The sequence below is a fragment of the Polaribacter gangjinensis genome, assembly GCF_038024125.1.
Taxonomy (GTDB): Bacteria; Bacteroidota; Bacteroidia; order Flavobacteriales; family Flavobacteriaceae; genus Polaribacter; species Polaribacter gangjinensis.
In genome coordinates this window covers 2,747,604-2,765,980 of sequence record NZ_CP150662.1, presented here as the reverse complement: position 1 = coordinate 2,765,980, position 18,377 = coordinate 2,747,604, and the positions used below count along the sequence as shown (strand labels likewise).

Annotated in this window: 16 protein-coding genes; 7 read left to right on the top strand and 9 right to left on the bottom strand. The window is 33.1% G+C overall.

The window, feature by feature from the left end; all coding sequences use genetic code 11:
* Window positions 1-62 precede the first annotated feature (62 nt).
* Entirely contained in the window at window positions 63-665 is a 603-nt protein-coding gene (locus tag WHA43_RS12120) for a PASTA domain-containing protein (RefSeq protein WP_105044997.1), read from the top strand.
* 24 nt (window positions 666-689) lie between these two features.
* Complete coding sequence (locus tag WHA43_RS12115; RefSeq protein WP_105044996.1) at window positions 690-1,724, top strand: RluA family pseudouridine synthase; 1,035 nt, start codon at window positions 690-692, stop codon at window positions 1,722-1,724.
* Here WHA43_RS12115 and WHA43_RS12110 read toward each other — a convergent pair whose 3' ends face one another.
* The 5 genes from WHA43_RS12110 to WHA43_RS12090 form a co-directional block, all read right to left on the bottom strand.
* Window positions 1,725-2,636 (bottom strand): hypothetical protein, encoded by a 912-nt coding sequence (locus WHA43_RS12110; protein WP_146104869.1) that lies wholly within the window; start codon window positions 2,634-2,636, stop codon window positions 1,725-1,727. It abuts the gene before it with no gap.
* A gap of 12 nt (window positions 2,637-2,648) precedes the next feature.
* Window positions 2,649-3,122 carry a hypothetical protein gene (locus WHA43_RS12105; protein ID WP_146104868.1) on the bottom strand — a complete coding sequence of 158 codons (474 nt, stop codon included), beginning with the start codon at window positions 3,120-3,122 and terminating at the stop codon, window positions 2,649-2,651.
* A 43-nt stretch (window positions 3,123-3,165) separates the two neighbouring features.
* Window positions 3,166-4,038: a hypothetical protein gene (locus WHA43_RS12100; protein ID WP_105044993.1), complete on the bottom strand. Its 873-nt coding sequence runs from the start codon at window positions 4,036-4,038 to the stop codon at window positions 3,166-3,168.
* Between the two features lie 78 nt (window positions 4,039-4,116).
* Window positions 4,117-4,647 carry a hypothetical protein gene (locus tag WHA43_RS12095; protein WP_146104867.1) on the bottom strand — a complete coding sequence of 177 codons (531 nt, stop codon included), beginning with the start codon at window positions 4,645-4,647 and terminating at the stop codon, window positions 4,117-4,119.
* Window positions 4,648-4,685: 38 nt separating this feature from the next.
* Window positions 4,686-5,225 carry an RNA polymerase sigma factor gene (locus WHA43_RS12090; RefSeq protein ID WP_105044991.1) on the bottom strand — a complete coding sequence of 180 codons (540 nt, stop codon included), beginning with the start codon at window positions 5,223-5,225 and terminating at the stop codon, window positions 4,686-4,688.
* A gap of 194 nt (window positions 5,226-5,419) precedes the next feature.
* Between WHA43_RS12090 and yaaA the strand changes: the two genes are divergently transcribed.
* A complete protein-coding gene (gene yaaA / locus WHA43_RS12085; protein WP_105044990.1) occupies window positions 5,420-6,178 on the top strand; it encodes a peroxide stress protein YaaA in 759 nt (252 codons plus the stop codon).
* A gap of 1 nt (window position 6,179) precedes the next feature.
* Here the strand turns inward: yaaA and WHA43_RS12080 are convergent, their stop codons facing one another.
* Both WHA43_RS12080 and WHA43_RS12075 read right to left on the bottom strand, forming a co-directional pair.
* A complete protein-coding gene (locus WHA43_RS12080) occupies window positions 6,180-7,604 on the bottom strand; it encodes an L-serine ammonia-lyase (RefSeq protein WP_105044989.1) in 1,425 nt (474 codons plus the stop codon).
* 88 nt (window positions 7,605-7,692) lie between these two features.
* Complete coding sequence (locus tag WHA43_RS12075) at window positions 7,693-8,034, bottom strand: DUF2853 family protein (RefSeq protein WP_105044988.1); 342 nt, start codon at window positions 8,032-8,034, stop codon at window positions 7,693-7,695.
* A 243-nt stretch (window positions 8,035-8,277) separates the two neighbouring features.
* Here WHA43_RS12075 and dnaK point away from each other — a divergent pair, with 243 nt between their 5' ends.
* From dnaK to WHA43_RS12055, 4 genes are all read left to right on the top strand, one after another.
* Window positions 8,278-10,179 carry a molecular chaperone DnaK gene (gene dnaK / locus WHA43_RS12070; RefSeq protein ID WP_226742825.1) on the top strand — a complete coding sequence of 634 codons (1,902 nt, stop codon included), beginning with the start codon at window positions 8,278-8,280 and terminating at the stop codon, window positions 10,177-10,179.
* Window positions 10,180-10,304: 125 nt separating this feature from the next.
* The gene (locus tag WHA43_RS12065; protein ID WP_244904420.1) at window positions 10,305-10,886 is read left to right on the top strand and encodes a hypothetical protein; all 582 of its coding nucleotides are present in this window, start codon (window positions 10,305-10,307) and stop codon (window positions 10,884-10,886) included.
* Window positions 10,887-10,993: 107 nt separating this feature from the next.
* Window positions 10,994-14,137: a cytochrome c biogenesis protein CcsA gene (gene ccsA, locus WHA43_RS12060; protein ID WP_105044985.1), complete on the top strand. Its 3,144-nt coding sequence runs from the start codon at window positions 10,994-10,996 to the stop codon at window positions 14,135-14,137.
* A gap of 173 nt (window positions 14,138-14,310) precedes the next feature.
* Window positions 14,311-14,826 carry a hypothetical protein gene (locus WHA43_RS12055; RefSeq protein WP_105044984.1) on the top strand — a complete coding sequence of 172 codons (516 nt, stop codon included), beginning with the start codon at window positions 14,311-14,313 and terminating at the stop codon, window positions 14,824-14,826.
* Window positions 14,827-14,865: 39 nt separating this feature from the next.
* Here WHA43_RS12055 and WHA43_RS12050 read toward each other — a convergent pair whose 3' ends face one another.
* Both WHA43_RS12050 and guaA read right to left on the bottom strand, forming a co-directional pair.
* Window positions 14,866-16,455, bottom strand: a complete 1,590-nt coding sequence (locus WHA43_RS12050; RefSeq protein ID WP_105044983.1) for a LysM peptidoglycan-binding domain-containing protein — start codon at window positions 16,453-16,455, stop codon at window positions 14,866-14,868.
* A gap of 111 nt (window positions 16,456-16,566) precedes the next feature.
* Complete coding sequence (guaA, locus tag WHA43_RS12045; RefSeq protein WP_105044982.1) at window positions 16,567-18,102, bottom strand: glutamine-hydrolyzing GMP synthase; 1,536 nt, start codon at window positions 18,100-18,102, stop codon at window positions 16,567-16,569.
* Window positions 18,103-18,377 lie beyond the last annotated feature (275 nt).

The following is an 18,377-nucleotide window of genomic DNA, read 5'->3' as shown; positions in this document are numbered from 1 at the left end:
ATATAAATAGATTTCACGACGTTTAGTTTTTATATCTTTGTAAATTATCAAAAAAGCCAGTTATGAGTATCGTTCAGTTCGTAAAGAGTAAACTTTTTTTCAAACAAATCCTTATTGCTTTTGTTGGATTGATAGTTTTTGTATTTGTAATCAAAGTCGTTTTAAGATTTTCTACAAATCACAATCAAAAAATTGAAGTTCCGAATTTGAGTAAACTTTCCATTGAAGAAGCTGCTTTGAAATTGAATGACTTGGACTTAGATTATATTGTAATTGATAGCGCTAGTTACAATCCTGAGTATCCAAAATTTTCGGTGATTGAGCAAAATCCGGAAGCTGGAGAATTTGTAAAAGAAAAACGAAAAATTTACTTGACATTAAACCCGTCAAGATATAGAGATGTTACGATTCCGAATTTAAACGGACGAACCAAAAGACAAGCAATTTCTGAGTTACGTGCAATTGGATTTAAAGTTAGCCAAGATTTTATTTATATAAATGACATTGGAAAAGATGTAGTAAGAGGAATGCGTCACAATGGAAAAATCTTAAATCCGAATGAAAAATTGCAAAAAAACTCAGAAATAACATTGGTTTTGGGTGATGGTGGTATGGGGCAAAATTCTGCTCAAACAGATAGTATTAATGACGATGTTGATTTTTAATTAGTTAAAAATAGCAACCATATTTTGATAGAAAACGAGAATTTAGAGATTGAAAATGATGATCTGTATGAACATTACAGATTTGTAGCGAGTGTTGGACAAGTGCCTTTGCGAGTGGACAAATTTTTGATGAATTTCATCGAAAACGCTACAAGAAATAAAGTACAACAAGCTGCAAAAGCAGGTAATATTTTAGTAAATGATGTTGTTGTAAAACAAAACTACAAAGTTAAACCTCATGATGTAGTTCGTGTTGTTTTGAGTCATCCTCCTCATGAAAATTTATTGGTTGCAGAAAATATCTCTTTGGATATTGTCTATGAAGATGAAACCGTGATTGTAGTAAACAAACCTGCAGGAATGGTGGTGCATCCAGGACATGGCAATTATTCAGGAACGTTGGTAAATGGTTTGATTCATCATATTGAAAATTTACCTACAAACTCTAATGAAAGGCCAGGTTTGGTGCATAGAATTGATAAAGACACCAGTGGTTTACTGGTGATTGCCAAAACCGAATTTGCAATGGCAAATTTATCCAAACAATTTTTTGACAGAACAACAGAAAGATTTTATTATGCTATAGTTTGGGGAACAATTGATGAAGATGAAGGGACTATTGAAGGCAATATTGGACGTAGTTTTAAAAACAGATTGCAAATGGATGTTTTTCCTGAGGGAGATTTTGGAAAACCAGCTATCACACATTACAAAGTTTTAGAAAGATTAACGTATGTCACTTTGGTGCAATGCAAATTAGAAACTGGAAGAACGCATCAAATTAGAGCACATTTCAAACATATTGGTCATACACTTTTTAATGACGAACGTTATGGAGGTAATGAAATTTTAAAAGGAACAACGTTTACCAAATACAAACAGTTTGTTCAAAATTGTTTCAATGTGTTGCCAAGACAAGCTTTGCATGCTAAAACATTAGGATTTACGCATCCAATTACAGGAAAATTTTTACAATTTGATTCTGAAATTCCTGAAGATATGACAGCTTGCTTGGAAAAATGGCGCACCTATGCTGAGCATTCTAAATACGAAGAGTAATTATTTCTTTTTAGACAAATCAAACAAATATCCTACAGAAAATCCGAAAAAACTCGTGTTTTTCAGGTTAGTTTCATCTGCAACTGCATTTGGTAAATTCAAATAATAACCCAATTCAACATCCCAAGATTTTTTTGAAAACGAAATTGGAAAACCCAATTGTGTGTTTAACAAATCAAACACTTCTGTGCTTGAATATACAAAAACTCTTCTGCCATTTATAATCCGTAACGTATATTTTCCAAACGTCTGATTGGCAACAACAAAACTAAGAGTAGGTCTGAATCTCAAAGCAAAATGAGTAGTTCTGTACAAATTGAAACTTACAAAACTATTAGAAACCAATTGATACGAATTGTCTGTTCCGTAAATATATGAACCTGACAATGTGGTTCCTAAAGTTCGTTTTTTGTTTCTAATTCCCAAACTGATGTCAATAGAATTGGTAAAATCATCAAAATCATCAGCATAGAAATATTTGGTGTATCCTAAATTATAAATGATGTTTCTTGACTTTCCAAGCGAATTGAAATATCCTACTGAAACACTTGTAAAATCCCAACTTGGCGCAAAATTTTGATAATAAATTCCAGAAATACTCGCATTAAATCCTGAAGAATGATAATAAGATATTTGGGGAATTACATTGAATTGATCTATTCCTGAATCTCGTCCTGAGAAAAAAGTGTTGCTGTTATAGGATAAAGATGTGTATAAAAAATTGTACGAAAAGTTGGTTTCTAAGACTTCATCAATAAATTGTTGGTCATTAAAAAATAATTCATCAATCAAAGCATCAATGGTAGCATCATCTTTTTCTTGACTGTAAGCACAAAAAGAGGTTGCTATTGAAAACAATAGCAACCCCAAAAATCTCATTTTCTTATTCATTATTTCGAGAATGTTTCTCATAGAAATTACATGCTAATTCCCTCTATTTCGAATATTTCTTCCATCAGAATTTCTATTTCTTGGCCCGTCTTTAAGTTCTCCTCTATCTCTGGCATTTCTTATCTTATCAATGCGTTCCTTAAGCATTTTTCGTTGTTCATTTGTCAATGATTTTCGAAATGTTTCTCTAGTCATTTGCAAACGCATTTGCTGATTTCGAACCATATTTTTTTGTTCTTTAGAAAACGTTGCCATCAATCGATTTTTGATTTCATCTTTCGATAAATTTTTATCTTCTAAAATCAATAATTGTTCTTTGGTTAAGGACGCTTTGAATGCTTCGCGATTCGCTTTCAAAATTTCTTGTTCTTTTTCAAGCAATTCATTTTGTTCTTTCGTGAGCTCTTTTTTAATCAACTCATAATTAGATTCTTGAGAAAAAACACTGATATTCTGAAACATAATCAAAAATAAGATGGTTTTAAAAAGGATGTTCTTTGAATTCATTTTTGTTGTTTTACTCAGTGAAATAGGGTTACTAAGATATAAATTAATTTCTACAAGCAACTTTTGCTGCAATCAAAGCTGCTTCGTCTGTAATAATTGCTGTTGAAGCATCTTTGTAAATAATAGTTACTGGAAAATTCAAACTCGCTTTTTCTGTAACTGTTGGATTTGCAATATGCCATTGTCTTATCAAACGAAAATCAGCTCTTTCATTAACTGTAATTTCGCTAGCATCAGGCATTGTAAAAGTCACTGGCAATTCAAATTTAAAACATTTTCTTTTATCTCTGTTCATTTTACAAGCATCTTTTACAGCCATCAATTCTGATCTATCCAATAAAGTTTGAATTGTTCCATCTTCTAACTGAATATCTACTGGAAATAGCAATTCAGGACGCACTTTTACACCAGGATTTGCTTGATACCATTCTCTAATCAACACCCAATCAGCTTTGGTTTCAAGTGTAATTGCAGAATCATCAGGCATGATAAAATCAACTGGAAAAACAAATTCAAAACATTTATTTCTTCTAAAACCTCGTTTTTGGTCTTGATCATTCAATTGTTTTCCTGACATTGAAAAAAACACTGTACTGGTAGCTTCTACTCTTGATTCGTTGTCTGTATATAGTGAAACTTTATAGCCTAAACCTTTAGCGAGTTGCACATTTTGAATAAAACTATCAGCCAATTCATCATTAAAAGTTGCTTTGGTGGCTGTTGGTAGAGCAGCTGCATCTACTGTAATTTTTGATGCACTTTCAATTTTTTCGATTAAAACAGCATCTTCAAGGCCTAATTCTTCTATAGTTGCTTGCTCTGAACAAGCTGTAAATGCAACAATAGTTACTAAAATTGTTGCGAAAGATTGGATACGTCTCGTAAAAAATCTTTTTGATGTGATGATTGTTTTCATGATTTTGATTATTTAAAGTTGTTTCTGATTACTTAGAACTGAGTTTTAAAAATTAGTTTGAAATTAATTTCATTTTTTTTATAAAATAATAGATTCTATAAAGTTTTTTTCTGTGTAATTATTTAATAATGAATCTTCTACAAATAATGAATTCAAAAGCATGTCTTCCATTTTTTGTTCAGAAAGTTCCGCTTTTATCACAATTTCATTCATCAAAGTGATGTTTGAATAAGCATCCATTTGATCATCTTCTAACAAAACTGCACTCAATAAAACATCTTCTGAAAATGTTAACAGTTCAAAATCAGAGGTATTATTTTTTGTTGGTTGATGAATGTTTTGAAACCAAACTGATAGTCCAAATAATAAAACTAAAGAAGCTGCAACTGCATATTTAAAGCGAGGTTGTAACCAAAAAACAGTTTTCTTTTTTGATTTTTGAGCCTCATTTTCAAGATTGATTTTCTCTAAAATAGCCATTTTTGAAGCCGCAAAATATCCTTCAGGAATTGTTGTTCCCAAATAGGTTTCATGATTTTTGGAAACATTTTTAGAATACTTGCCTTCTAAAAATGATTTTTGGTTCGGAGTTTTCTTATTGTTTTTCATATCACTACTTTGACCCAAGTTTTTTTATATAGTTTGTTTTATAAAAATATTTTTTCTTCTATAACTTTTACGGCAGTATAATAAGCTGATTTTAAAGTACTTTCAGATACATTAATGATTTCTGAAATCTCTTTAAAACTCAAATCATCAAAATATTTCATTTGAAAAACTCGCTTTTGTTTTTCGGTAAATCCATCAATAATTTGATGCAATTTTTGCTGAATTTCATCGGGATGAAAAAATGCATCTTCAGCAACAGATGATGTGCTCTTAGGAGAAAAATCATCTAAAATTTCATACCCTTTTTTGTTATTTTTCTCTAAAAAACGAAGCGATTCATTATACGCAATTCGAAACATCCACGTATGCAAACTACTTTTTCCTTCAAAATTTTGAATACTTTTATACACTCTGATAAAAGTATTTTGTAACACATCATCTGCATTTTCATGAGTAATCACAATTTTTCTGATATGCCAATACAATCGTTCTTGATAGGTATCAAGCAATTCATTAAAAGCACTGTCTTTCAATGCCGGATTTCGAAGTTTTGCCAATAGCTGCTCTTCTTTACTCAAAGAAAAATAGATTAGTTTGAAGCTTAGACCTTTAAAAAGTGAAAAAGTTTGAAGCCATCAATAAATATAATCAAAAAAGAATTGATCTATCAATTTTATAAATAGAAATATCAAAGATACCTTTCAAAATCCTAACACTTTTTAAAATTTGGTTTGTATTTTTACATTCAGATTTTAAATATTAAACGCATTTTATGAAAATCATTATTTCTCCAGCAAAATCGTTAGATTTTGAAAGTAAGGTTCCAACAAGTTTGCACACAATGCCCCGTTTTTTAGAGCAATCAGCCAAACTGAATCAAAAATTAAAAACACTTTCAAAAAATAAATTAGCAGATTTAATGTCAATTTCTGATGATTTAGCAGCGTTGAATTACGAAAGAAACCAAACTTGGCAACCGCCTTTTTCACCAGAAAACTCCAAACAAGCAATTTATGCATTTACAGGTGAAGTTTTTAGAGGTATAGATGTAAATACTTTACCTATTGAAAAATTGCCCTTATTGCAAGAAAACTTGCGAATTTTATCTGGTTTATACGGAATCTTAAAACCTTTGGATTTAATGCAACCTTATCGTTTAGAAATGGGGACAAAACTAAAAGTAGGCACCAAAGAAAATTTGTACAAATTTTGGGGAGATACAATCGCAAATGCTTTGAACGAAGAATTGTTAGATGATGAATTGCTGATCAACTTAGCAAGTTCAGAATATTTTAAAGTCATCAATCAAAAAGTGTTAAAAGTACCTATGATTACTCCTGTTTTCAAGGATTTTAAAAACGGTCAGTACAAAACCATCATGACTTTTGCCAAAAAAGCACGAGGATTAATGGTGCGTTATATCATTGAAAACAATGTGAAAACTATTGATGAGTTGAAACATTTTGATACTGAAAACTATCGCTTTGACGAAAATATGTCGTCAAAAAACGAATTGGTTTTTACAAGATAAATTAACAATCTGCCAAACGAACAGTAACAGCCAAACCACCTTCAGAGGTTTCTTTGTAATTTTTATTCATGTCTTTGGCAGTTTCCCACATAGTATCAATTACATTATCTAAATGAACTAAAGATTCTTTTGGATTGGTTTCTAAAGCAATCTCTGCAGCATGAATTGCTTTGATAGCTCCCATAGAATTTCGTTCAATACAAGGAACTTGTACCAAACCTCCAATAGGATCGCAGGTCATTCCTAGATGATGTTCCATGGCTATTTCTGCTGCTGACAAACATTGTGCTGGGGTTCCTCCCATCAATTCTGCTAAAGCTGCTGCTGCCATTGCAGATGAAACTCCGATTTCAGCCTGACAACCTCCCATTGCTGCAGAAATGGTAGCATTTTTCTTAAAAATACTTCCAATTTCACCTGCCGTTAATAAAAATCTTTTGATGTGACTAAAATCTGCTTGATGATTTTCAATGACCAAATAATACATCAACACAGCAGGAATTACACCTGCACTTCCATTGGTTGGCGCAGTTACAACACGACCTAAAGCCGCATTTACTTCATTAACAGAAAGCGCCAAACAACTTACCCATTTTAAAATTTCTCTGAATTTTACTTCAGTACTTCTAATGGCAGTTATCCATTCTTTTGGATTGGAATAAATTGCATCTTTGATCAATTTTTGATGGGTTTCAAAAGCACGTCTTTTTACATTGAGTCCACCTGGAAGTTTTCCTTCTGTATGACAACCTAAATACATAGATTCGAGCATGGTATCCCAAATTCGATGCAATTCAAAATCGATCTCTTCTGAAGTTCGTAAAACCAATTCGTTTTGTAAAACAACTTCCGAAATCAATAAATGATGACTTTCACAATACGTTTCCAATTGAATAGCTCTATTTATAGGAAAGGGAAAGTTTTTTTTATTTATTTCAATTTCTTCTTCCAGAGAATCATGTTCTTGCACAATAAATCCTCCTCCAATTGAAAAATAAGTTTCAGTTGAAATTTCCTTTTCTCCTGAAAAACCTCGAAAAGTAATACCATTCGCATGAAAAGGTAAAAATTCTCTATTAAATTTTATGGCACTTTTGGGAAAAGGAATTGTTTTTCCGCCTTTAAAAATAAGTTCTTCTTGGGTATTGATTCTTTCTACGATGATAAAAATATCTTCAATAGGAATGTATTCAGGGTCAGCTTCGCTCAAGCCCAATAAAATAGCCAAATCAGTAGCATGTCCTTTTCCTGTAAGTGATAAAGAACCGTATAAATCTACTTGAACACGATCTAGTGTGTCAAACAAGTATTGTTCTTTTAATTTTAAAATCCATTGTTGCGCAGCTCTCCAAGGTCCTAGTGTATGAGAACTTGAAGGACCTACTCCTATTTTGAGCATATCAAAAACACTGATAAATTGTGACATTCGTAATATTTAAATTTTAAAATGCCGTAAATGTAAAAAATCCAACTGAATGAGTTGGATTTTTAGGATAAATAAAATAATATTTAAATTACATTCCGTAAACGGATTCTTTGTCAAATTTTTTCACCAGCATATAATACACAACTGCTCTGTATTTTTTTCGTTCAGAGGTTCCTATTCGTTCCATAACTTCTTCAATTTTCTCATCCAATTCAGGTCCATCTGGCAACCCTAATTTTTTAATCAAAAAGTTATTTTTGATAGTTTCTAACTCTTTTGGGTCAGATCCTGCAACAGTTTCTGAATCTGCATTGTAAATAGAAGGTCCCAAACCTTTGGTAACTGCGGCTAATAATTCTGTGTTTGAACGAATATCTCTATCGTCCATAAACTTTTTGTACAAAGCTACTTTTTCGTCAAATTTACTCATGATTTTATAATTTTAGTTAATATTTTATCTTGTAGAAAATTGAATTTTTCAAATATAAGAAAAATTTCTAGCGAAATACTCTCAATTTTTAGATCAATTTTTGACGCTTTTGTGTCAATCTGTCATATTTTCTAATAAATTAAATTCAAAATATGTCATTTTTCAACTAAAAAAACGGTTGGCATACACTTTGACTATTTGGTAAACGTAAAATTGAATTAAAAATTAAATATCAATAAAGTTATGAGTAAAATAATAGGAATCGATTTAGGAACTACAAACTCGTGTGTTTCTGTAATGGAAGGAAATGAGCCTGTTGTAATCCCTAATGCAGAAGGAAAAAGAACAACCCCTTCAATTGTAGCATTTGTAGAAGGTGGTGAGCGCAAAATTGGTGATCCAGCAAAAAGACAAGCTGTTACAAATCCAACTAAAACCGTGTATTCTATCAAACGTTTTATGGGAAATAAATTTTCTGAATCTCACAAAGAAGCAGAAAGAGTTCCTTATAAAGTAGTGAAAGGAGATAATGATACCCCAAGAGTTGAAATCGATGGTCGTTTGTATACACCACAAGAAATTTCAGCTATGGTATTACAAAAAATGAAAAAAACAGCAGAAGATTACTTAGGTCAAGATGTTTCTGAAGCAGTAATTACAGTGCCTGCATATTTTAACGACGCACAAAGACAAGCCACTAAAGAAGCTGGAGAAATTGCGGGTTTAAAAGTTCGTAGAATCATCAACGAACCTACTGCTGCTGCTTTGGCGTATGGTTTAGACAAATCTAATGACGATAAAAAAATTGTGGTTTTTGACTTTGGAGGTGGAACACATGACGTTTCTATCTTAGAATTAGGTGATGGCGTTTTTGAAGTGTTAGCTACTGATGGTGACACTCACTTAGGTGGTGATGACGTAGATCAAAAAATTATTGATTGGTTAGCAAACGAATTCAAAGCGGAAGAAGGTATGGATTTAACCAAAGATCCAATGGCTTTACAACGTTTGAAAGAAGCTGCTGAAAAAGCAAAAATCGAGTTGTCAAGTTCTGCTTCAACAGAAGTTAACTTACCTTACATTACTGCAACTGCTTCTGGTCCAAAACACTTGGTAAGAACGTTGTCAAGATCTAAATTTGAGCAATTGATTGATGATTTGGTAAAAAGAACCATTCAACCTTGTGAAACTGCCCTGAAAAATGCAGGTTTATCAAAATCGGATATTGATGAAATTGTATTGGTAGGTGGTTCTACTAGAATTCCTGCTGTACAAGAAGCGGTTGAAAAATTCTTCGGAAAAGCACCAAGTAAAGGAGTAAATCCTGATGAAGTAGTGGCCTTAGGTGCTGCAATTCAAGGGGGAGTTTTATCTGGTGATGTAAAAGACGTATTGTTATTAGACGTAACGCCATTATCACTCGGAATTGAAACAATGGGGAATGTATTCACCAAATTAATTGAAGCAAACACAACCATTCCAACCAAAAAATCACAAGTGTTTTCAACGGCTGTTGACAATCAACCTTCTGTAGAAATCCATGTGTTGCAAGGAGAAAGAGCCATGGCTGCTGACAATAAAACGATTGGACGTTTCCACTTAGATGGCATTCCACCAGCTGGAAGAGGCGTACCTCAAATTGAAGTAACTTTTGATATCGATGCAAACGGAATCATCAAAGTTTCTGCAACAGACAAAGCAACAAACAAAACACAAGACATTCGTATTGAGGCTTCTTCTGGATTGAGTCAAGAAGAAATTGAAAAAATGCGTAGAGAAGCTGAAGCAAATGCAGATGCTGATAAAAAAGCAAGAGAAACTGCTGAAAAAATCAATGCTGCTGATTCTATGATTTTCCAAACTGAAAAACAGTTGAAAGAATTTGGTGATAAATTGTCTGCAGATAAAAAAGCGCCTATCGAAACTGCTTTAGAAGATTTGAAAAAAGCATATGAATCAAAAGATTTGGCTCAAATTGATACTGCAATGGACAAAATCAATGAGGCTTGGAAAGCTGCTTCTGAAGAAATGTATGCTGCACAACAGGCAAATGCTGGAGGTGCAAATACAAATGCAAACCAAGGTGCTTCAAACGCAAATCAAGGGGATAGCGTAGAAGATGTTGATTTTGAAGAAGTAAAATAAATAAAGAGCCAAAATTTCATTTGAAATTTTACGTGAATTACTAATCTCGTTGAAAACGGGATCTCAAAATAAATAAGTATAAAACGCAGTTAAGAAATTGATTGCGTTTTTTTTTATCAAATGAATTGAAAATTGTTGAAATTCGTGGCGTAAAATCCAAAGTAATAAATAACTTCTTTTTGAAAAACTACAATCACACCAATTTTTTCAAACATACTTTTTGTGAATTTCAAGAAGTTGAAAATTTTGACTTCCCTAAAGATTCTCATTTCAAAAGCAACGCTAACAGTCTTTATTTTTACACTAAAGAAGGGGTTTACAGAAAATCAAATCACTGGGGAAGAGTTGCCAATTGTCATTGGAAAATCATTGGAAAAAAACATACTAAAAACCAGCAAAGGATTACTGGTTTTGCTACCTGGGATGCTTTTTTTCCCATAAATTCCTCAGAAAAAAACTTTGTGATAGTGGTTGATTTTTATCAAAATTCTGCAACTATTCAATCTAAAAAAACCTCAAACAATGCACCCATATTTTCTTTTGTAGAGGCGCAACAAAGACTAAAAAAAATTCGTGAATTGTTACAGAATGATGCTTGGACAAGCTACTTCAGCCAAGATTCAAAAGAAATCAAACAGCTTGTGGTGGATGCTTTTTTAAATTCGTCAAAAAGCCTTCAACAAATAAAACTTGATTTTAAAAAATAATTTCTATAAAATTTAACAATTCTAAATACCAAAAAACAAGTTTCTTCGAGGGAAGTTTGTCTCATTTATCCGTAAATTTGCAACACTAAAAATTTTACCTCATCAGGATGAAAAAATTACTGAATTTTCTTTACTCAACTCGTTTAATGGCTGTGTTATTTGTGGTTTTTGCTGCTGCTATGGGCGTTGCCACTTTTATAGAAAATGATTTCGGAACTCAAACTTCAAAAGCATTGGTTTATAATAGTTGGTGGTTTGAAGCCATCATGGTGTTTTTTGTGATTAATTTTTTCGGAAATATTTTTCGATATCAATTATACAAAAAAGAAAAATGGCCTGTAATGATGTTTCATGTGGCATTTCTTTTCATCATCATTGGTGCCGCTATTACTCGTTATATTGGTTATGAGGGAATCATGCTAATCAATGAAGGAGAAACTACCAATCGTTTTTTGTCGGAAACAACTTATGTGAATTATGTGGTAGATGATGGCGAAGTTCAAAAAAATGAAGTTAACAAACCTATTTTATTAAGCGCTTGGGGAAAAAATTCTTGGTCTCACGAAGACAATTTTAAAGACAAAAATTTTCGTATTGCCTTAGCAGATTATATTCCATGGGCTGAAAAAAAATTAGTAGCAGATGAAAATGGCGAAGAACACATTTTATTCGTAGAATCTTCTAGTGGATCAAGACACGAACATTATATCAAATCTGGTACGATTCAAAATATTCACAATGTTTTAGTCGGATTCAATACCACTAGCAACGAAGCCAATATCAATATTTTCAAACGAAATGATTCATTGAAAATCTTGGCTAAAGAAGCTGGAGTGTTTCAAGTAATGGCAACTCAACAATCAGGAAATCTTGCTAAAGACAGTATTCAAGATTTTAAATTGCGTGCTTTATACAACGTTGCTGGATTGCCTTTTGTAGTACCTCAATATCCTGAAAAAGGAAAAATGCAAACCGTTCGTGGCGCAAAAGATGACAAAAAATTAGATGTGATTGTGCTGGATGTTTCTACGGATGAAAAAACACAAAGAATTGAATTGACTGGTGGAAAATTCAACAGCGATAATTTAGAGCAATTTTCAGTTGGAAATTTAAATTTTAGAATGTGGTATGGCGCAAAAACTTTAGAAACTCCTTTTAGTGTAAAACTGAATGATTTTCAATTGGAAAAATATCCTGGTTCAGAAAGTGCAGCTTCGTATGCAAGTGAAGTAACGGTTATTGCCAAAGACGAAACTTTTGATTACCGCATTTTCATGAATCATATTTTGGATTATGGAGGTTATAAATTCTTTCAATCGAGTTACGATTTGTCGGGTGAATTTGAACAAACACATCTTTCTGTAAATCATGATTTTTGGGGAACGTTCATCACATATTTAGGATATTCATTATTATACACAGGAATGATTAGCCTCTTTTTTGCAAAATATACACGATTTGATAGCTTGAAAAAATCACTTCAAAACATCCGAAAAAAGAAACAAATCTCTGCAGTTATCGCCTTTTTATTGGTGTCAACCATGGGTTTTAGCCAGCAAAATTCTCCTCATGCATTCCGAATTACAGATCAGCAAGTGGATTCTATTTTACAAGCGAATTTAGTTTCTTTAAACCATGCTGAAAGTTTCAACAAATTGGTAATTCAAGATGCTGGAGGACGCATGAAACCTGCACATACTTTTGCCTCTGAATTGGTACGAAAAGTGAGTCAGACTGAGCAATTACGTGGCATGAAACCAAGTCAGGTGTTGTTATCTATTATCGAAAATCCGAGACTTTGGTATGAGGTTCCTGCAATTTATCTAGAAAAGCAAAACCTTGAAATTAGAAAACAATTGGGCATTGCAGATACAACAAGATTTGCACGTTTATCCGACTTTTTTACAGACAGAGGCGATTATAAAATCCGTGAACAAGTTGCTGAGGCTCAGAAAAAGAAAGTTCAAAATAAATTTGAGCAAGACCTCATCAAAATTGACAGAAGAGTTGGATTGTTATACAGCGCTATTGGAGGTGGAATTTTAAAAATTTATCCGATTCCAAATGACGAAAATAACAAATGGGTTTCTCAACCAGAAACCTTTGCTGAAACGGGTTTTAAAGCATCTGACTCAGTTTTTGTTCGTAAATCGTTGCCTTTGTATGTGCAGTTATTGCAATCAGCAAAAAAGACAAATGATTATACTAAAGCCAATCAAATTTTAGACGGAATTAAAAAATATCAACAACAATTTGGAGCTGCCATTTATCCTTCTGACAAGAAAATTGAACTAGAAATTGCCTATAACAAATACAATATTTTCAAAAAATTGGTGCGTTATTACGGATTGGCGAGTTTGTTTTTAATTGTTTTTGTCATCATACAAATTTTCAACGCGAAAAAATGGGTTTCGTATGCGGTAAAGTTTTTCATTGGAGTGGTCTTATTGCTCTTTTTGATGCACACCTTAGGATTGCTCAGCAGATGGTATATCAGTGGAAATGCGCCTTGGAGTAACGCCTACGAATCCATCATTTATGTGGGTTGGGCTACCATGGCTTTCGGACTTTTCTTAGGCAGAAAATCTTCATTAACTATTGCTGCAACAACCTTTGTTACTTCCATCATTTTGTTTACAGCCAGTTTAAATTGGCTAGATCCTGAAATTGCAAACCTACAACCTGTGTTGAATTCTTGGTGGTTGATGGTGCATGTATCAATCATTGTAGCGAGTTATGGACCTTTAACATTGGGAATGATATTGGGAGTTTTTGCATTGTTCTTGATAATTTTTACACGTGAAAAAAACAAGAAAAATATGGAAATTCACATCAAAGAAATTACCATTATCAATGAAATGGCATTGACTGTTGGTGTGGTAATGCTAACGATTGGAAACTTTTTAGGCGGTATGTGGGCAAATGAAAGTTGGGGACGTTACTGGGGTTGGGATCCAAAAGAAACTTGGGCACTAATTTCAATCATGATTTATGCTTTTGTATTGCACATGCGTTTGATTCCTGGTTTACGAGGAAGATATACATTTAATTTATGGTCAATTATTGCATATGCATCCATCATGATGACGTATTTTGGAGTGAATTTTTACCTATCAGGATTGCATTCTTATGCAAGTGGTGATAAAGTAATTACACCAAGTGCGGTGTATTATTCTGTGGGATTTGTAACCATTCTCGGAATCATTGCTTGGTTTCAGTATCAGAAATTTTATGGAAAAAAGAACCTTTAGATATTAGATATTAGATATTAGATATTAGAAAGCTATAAATTTGTAACAATAGAAACTTTTAAACAATAGAAACTTTTAAACGTTTCAATTTCTAAAAATGTACTAACAAATTTTAAGTGTCTTTCAATAAGAAAATGTATTTTTGCGCGGTAAAATTATAATAGACAACAACCATGTTTCATAAAAATATAAAATTAGCTTTAGCCGTTTTAATCACAATTTGGGCAATTTACGAATTCAGTCAAGTGCACATCATGAATGGAATTTCTATCCTATTATTGGCTGGTATTTTTGTGTTATTTTATTTCAAAAATGAATTCATTCTGTTAGCTTTTTTACAGTTGAGAAAACAAAATTTTCCTGGAGCACAAAAATGGTTGGCGTATATCAAAAATCCTGAGGCTGCTTTGACACAAAAGCAACATGGATATTATAATTTTTTACAAGGCTTAATGGTAAGTCAAACCAACATTTCTTTAGCAGAAAAATACTTTAAAACAGCCATCAAACTAGGCTTGTCTATGAATCATGATTTGGCGTTGGCAAAAATGCAATTGGCAGGAATTGCCATGACAAAAAGACGCAAAAGAGAAGCTACCATGTTATTAGCAGAAGCTAAAAAACTAGACAAACAAGGCATGTTCAAAGAACAAATGAATCAGTTGAAGCAACAAATGAAAAAAATATAATTGAATTATCTTTTTCAAAAGAATTCAATTATAGGTGGTTTATCTCAATTTGGTAACGCTTAAATCTTTGTTGATCTGAAGGATAAATACTCCTTCATTTTCAAAAGTTTCGTTGTTTTTATACTCGAATTTGGTATCCACTCTCACTGTAGCTCCTTCTCTAAACGTAGCTTGCAAACGCTTTCCCGAAGACAATCTTACCAAAATATCATAGGTAATATCAAAACCTTTGGTAGCGTAAAATGAAGGTAAGGTATTGTTTTTTTCTTGATATAATTTGGTAAAACTTCGTGACGATTCAGATGTTCCATCAACAAATTCTTCACTCACATACGTAAATCCGATTTTACCCAATTTCAAATTGTCTATTTTATCATACACACTTCCTTTATCGAAACTAAACACGTTTACGTTGGTATCATTTGGCAAACTGATCAAACTATTCACAACATCCGAAATAATGACTTCGTTGTTAGAAGCTATAATAACCCAGTTTTTAGTATTAGGTCTTAAAATTTCCAAAAAGCGCCCTTTCTGAACCATTCCATTTTGTGGAGTTAAAATTCGAAGAGTCCCATTCTTTATATTCAATTCATTTTTAATACTTTGGGTAGCAGTTGGTTCTCCCACCAGAATCAAATTGCCTTGATCAAAAACATCATTGACATAGTCAATCAGTGCTTTTTTGAATATTTTTTTATCAGGAGCTGCTTTGATAATGTTTGCATTTTTAAATTCTGATTGATTGGCTGAATACATTGGAAAAACCACTGGAATGCTCACAGCAGAGGCCACCATTTGCGCCTCTTCTGAATAAAAAGGACCGATAATTACATCATTCGAATTCAAATTCTGATTGGATATTATAGACGAAATGCGGTTGCTTTTTCTAGCTCCTGTATCCATCACACTCAAATCGATGTCAACACCACTTTTACGAAGAGAATCAACAGCGATTTCTGCTCCTAGATAAAAATCAGTTGCGATATTTACAAGACTTCCGTTTTTATAAAATATTTCTCTCGGCGAAATAGAGTCATACCCAAATGCATCACTTCGTAAAGGCAATAGCAAAGCTACTTTTACGGCTGAATTGGTTCGGATTTCATCTCTAAAAGTCGATTTCTTGATGGCTGATTCTTTAATAATCTCTTTGATTTTTAGAATGCTATTTTCTTTCAAACCTTCTTTCAATTCTGGGTTCAACAACAGCAATTCACCTCTTGTAACATTGAATTTTTTCTCTAAACTGTAAAAAGTATCGCCTTTTTTTACTTCATAAATTAGATAACTTTCTTTTAAAGTCGCTATCAACTTTTCTCTATCTGATAGGGGTTTGTTGATAGAATTGGTATCAACCTCTTCTATAACTACGCCATTTTTGACTTGCTGATTTCTAAAAAGTTCGTACTTGTTTTCTGGAACAATGATGAACGAATTGGGTTTGGGTGTCTCCGTAAAATCCGGATTCAAACGCAACAAGTCTTTCGTTTTCATATTCAACTTTTCGGCGATTGTACTCATGGTTTCACCAGCTTTTACTTTATACTGAATGAACCTGTTTTGCTGACCACAAGAAACTGAAAAAGACAATAAGCCAAGAACCAACCAAATTTTTAAATATTTCATAGTAACATCTTTTTTGGGGTTACCTCTCAAACTATAGAGAGTAATGTTAAAATCATTTTACTGAACAAGGGTTGTAAACACAAACCTCTTTGCAAATTAATACTGCAATACTTATTCCCATTCTATAGTGGCTGGTGGTTTTGAGCTGATGTCATACACTACTCTATTCACACCTTTCACTTGATTGATAATGGTATTCGATGTTTTCTGCAAAAATTGATACGGCAAATCTACCCAATCTGCAGTCATTCCATCCGTACTTTCTACCGCTCTTAAAGCAACTACTTTTTCGTAGGTACGCTCATCACCCATCACTCCTACTGAATTGACAGGCAACAAAATAGCGCCTGCTTGCCACACTTTGTCGTACAATCCATCTGCTTTTAACCCGTTGATAAAAATAGCATCTACTTCTTGCAAAATACGTACTTTTTCAGCAGTGATGTCTCCCAAAATTCGGATTGCCAACCCTGGTCCCGGAAATGGATGACGTCCTAACAATTCTGGATCAATGCCCAAAGTTGCGCCTACTCTTCGTACTTCGTCTTTAAAAATCATTCGCAAAGGTTCTACAATTTTCAACTTCATAAAATCGGGCAATCCACCCACATTATGATGACTTTTGATGGTTGCAGAAGGACCTCCATTTACAGAAACTGATTCAATGACATCTGGATAAATCGTTCCTTGTGCCAACCATTTTACATCGGTAATTTGATGAGCCTCATCATCAAAAACATCGATAAACGTGTTTCCAATGGCTTTTCTTTTGGCTTCAGGATCTGACAATCCCGCTAACTTCTCTAAAAATCGTTGCGAAGCATCTACTCCTTTAACGTTCAATCCCATGCCTTCGTATTGCGCCAATACACTTTCAAACTCATTTTTACGCAACAAACCATTGTTTACAAAAATACAATAGAGATTTTTTCCAATGGCTTTGTGCAACAAAACTGCGGCAACAGTTGAATCTACGCCTCCTGAAAGTCCTAAAACGACTTTGTCATTTCCTACTTTTTCTTGAAGTGCAGCAACTGTACTTTCCACAAACGAATCTGGTGTCCAGGTTTGTGCAACTTGGGCAATTCTTACCAAAAAGTTTGCCAACAATTGTTTTCCATCCGTAGAATGGTATACTTCTGGATGAAATTGAATGGCATATGTTTGCTCCCCTTCAATTTTATAGGCTGCATTTTCAACATCTTTGGTACTTGCCAACAATACAGCATTGGTAGGTAAATCAGTAATGGTATCAGAATGACTCATCCAAACTTGACTCCCTTCATGGATATTTTCAAAGAATTCCTCATCTTTTTTAACGAATGATAAATTGGCTCTTCCATATTCTCGGGTATTGGAAGGTGCTACTTTTCCTCCTGAAAAATGGGCTAAGTATTGGGCTCCATAACAAACTGCCAACAATGGTTTTTTACCTCTAATGGCTGATAAATCAGGATGTAAAACGGTAGTTCCTCTTACGGAATTTGGACTTCCAGAAAGGATGACTGCTTTGAAATTTTCAATATTGTTTGGTAAGTGATTGAACGGGTGGATTTCACAATAGATGTTCAATTCTCTTACTCTTCTCGCAATTAACTGAGTGTATTGCGATCCGAAATCTAAAATAAGTACGTTGTCTTGTTGCATGTGCAAAAATACTATTTCAGATGAAATTTCAATAGTGATTTTGATTTTTTTAAGACAGGAATGTCAAGAATTAATTCGTTTTTTAAAAATCAGAATAGTATTGTGGTGGAATAGGTATGAAACGGCGCTTTTAATATTTCAAACGCAAAGAACGCAGAGGCATTTCACAAAGGTCGCAATGTTTCTGTAAGATTTATTTTGCGCGCTTAGCGTATTACTTTGTGTCTTTGCGGTTAATTTTAATAACTAAAGGATAAAATGATTTAAAAAAATCT

Excerpts from the sequence above, each read along its gene's own strand:
- dnaK (WP_226742825.1), top strand. The coding sequence starts at position 8,278 with ATGAGTAAAATAATAGGAATCGATTTAGGAACTACAAACTCGTGTGTT.
- WHA43_RS12050 (WP_105044983.1), bottom strand. The coding sequence starts at position 16,455 with ATGAAATATTTAAAAATTTGGTTGGTTCTTGGCTTATTGTCTTTTTCA.
- WHA43_RS12055 (WP_105044984.1), top strand. The coding sequence starts at position 14,311 with ATGTTTCATAAAAATATAAAATTAGCTTTAGCCGTTTTAATCACAATT.
- WHA43_RS12075 (WP_105044988.1), bottom strand. The coding sequence starts at position 8,034 with ATGAGTAAATTTGACGAAAAAGTAGCTTTGTACAAAAAGTTTATGGAC.
- WHA43_RS12105 (WP_146104868.1), bottom strand. The coding sequence starts at position 3,122 with ATGAATTCAAAGAACATCCTTTTTAAAACCATCTTATTTTTGATTATG.
- WHA43_RS12110 (WP_146104869.1), bottom strand. The coding sequence starts at position 2,636 with ATGAGAAACATTCTCGAAATAATGAATAAGAAAATGAGATTTTTGGGG.
- guaA (WP_105044982.1), bottom strand. The coding sequence starts at position 18,102 with ATGCAACAAGACAACGTACTTATTTTAGATTTCGGATCGCAATACACT.
- WHA43_RS12100 (WP_105044993.1), bottom strand. The coding sequence starts at position 4,038 with ATGAAAACAATCATCACATCAAAAAGATTTTTTACGAGACGTATCCAA.
- ccsA (WP_105044985.1), top strand. The coding sequence starts at position 10,994 with ATGAAAAAATTACTGAATTTTCTTTACTCAACTCGTTTAATGGCTGTG.
- WHA43_RS12120 (WP_105044997.1), top strand. The coding sequence starts at position 63 with ATGAGTATCGTTCAGTTCGTAAAGAGTAAACTTTTTTTCAAACAAATC.
- WHA43_RS12080 (WP_105044989.1), bottom strand. The coding sequence starts at position 7,604 with ATGTCACAATTTATCAGTGTTTTTGATATGCTCAAAATAGGAGTAGGT.
- yaaA (WP_105044990.1), top strand. The coding sequence starts at position 5,420 with ATGAAAATCATTATTTCTCCAGCAAAATCGTTAGATTTTGAAAGTAAG.
- WHA43_RS12095 (WP_146104867.1), bottom strand. The coding sequence starts at position 4,647 with ATGAAAAACAATAAGAAAACTCCGAACCAAAAATCATTTTTAGAAGGC.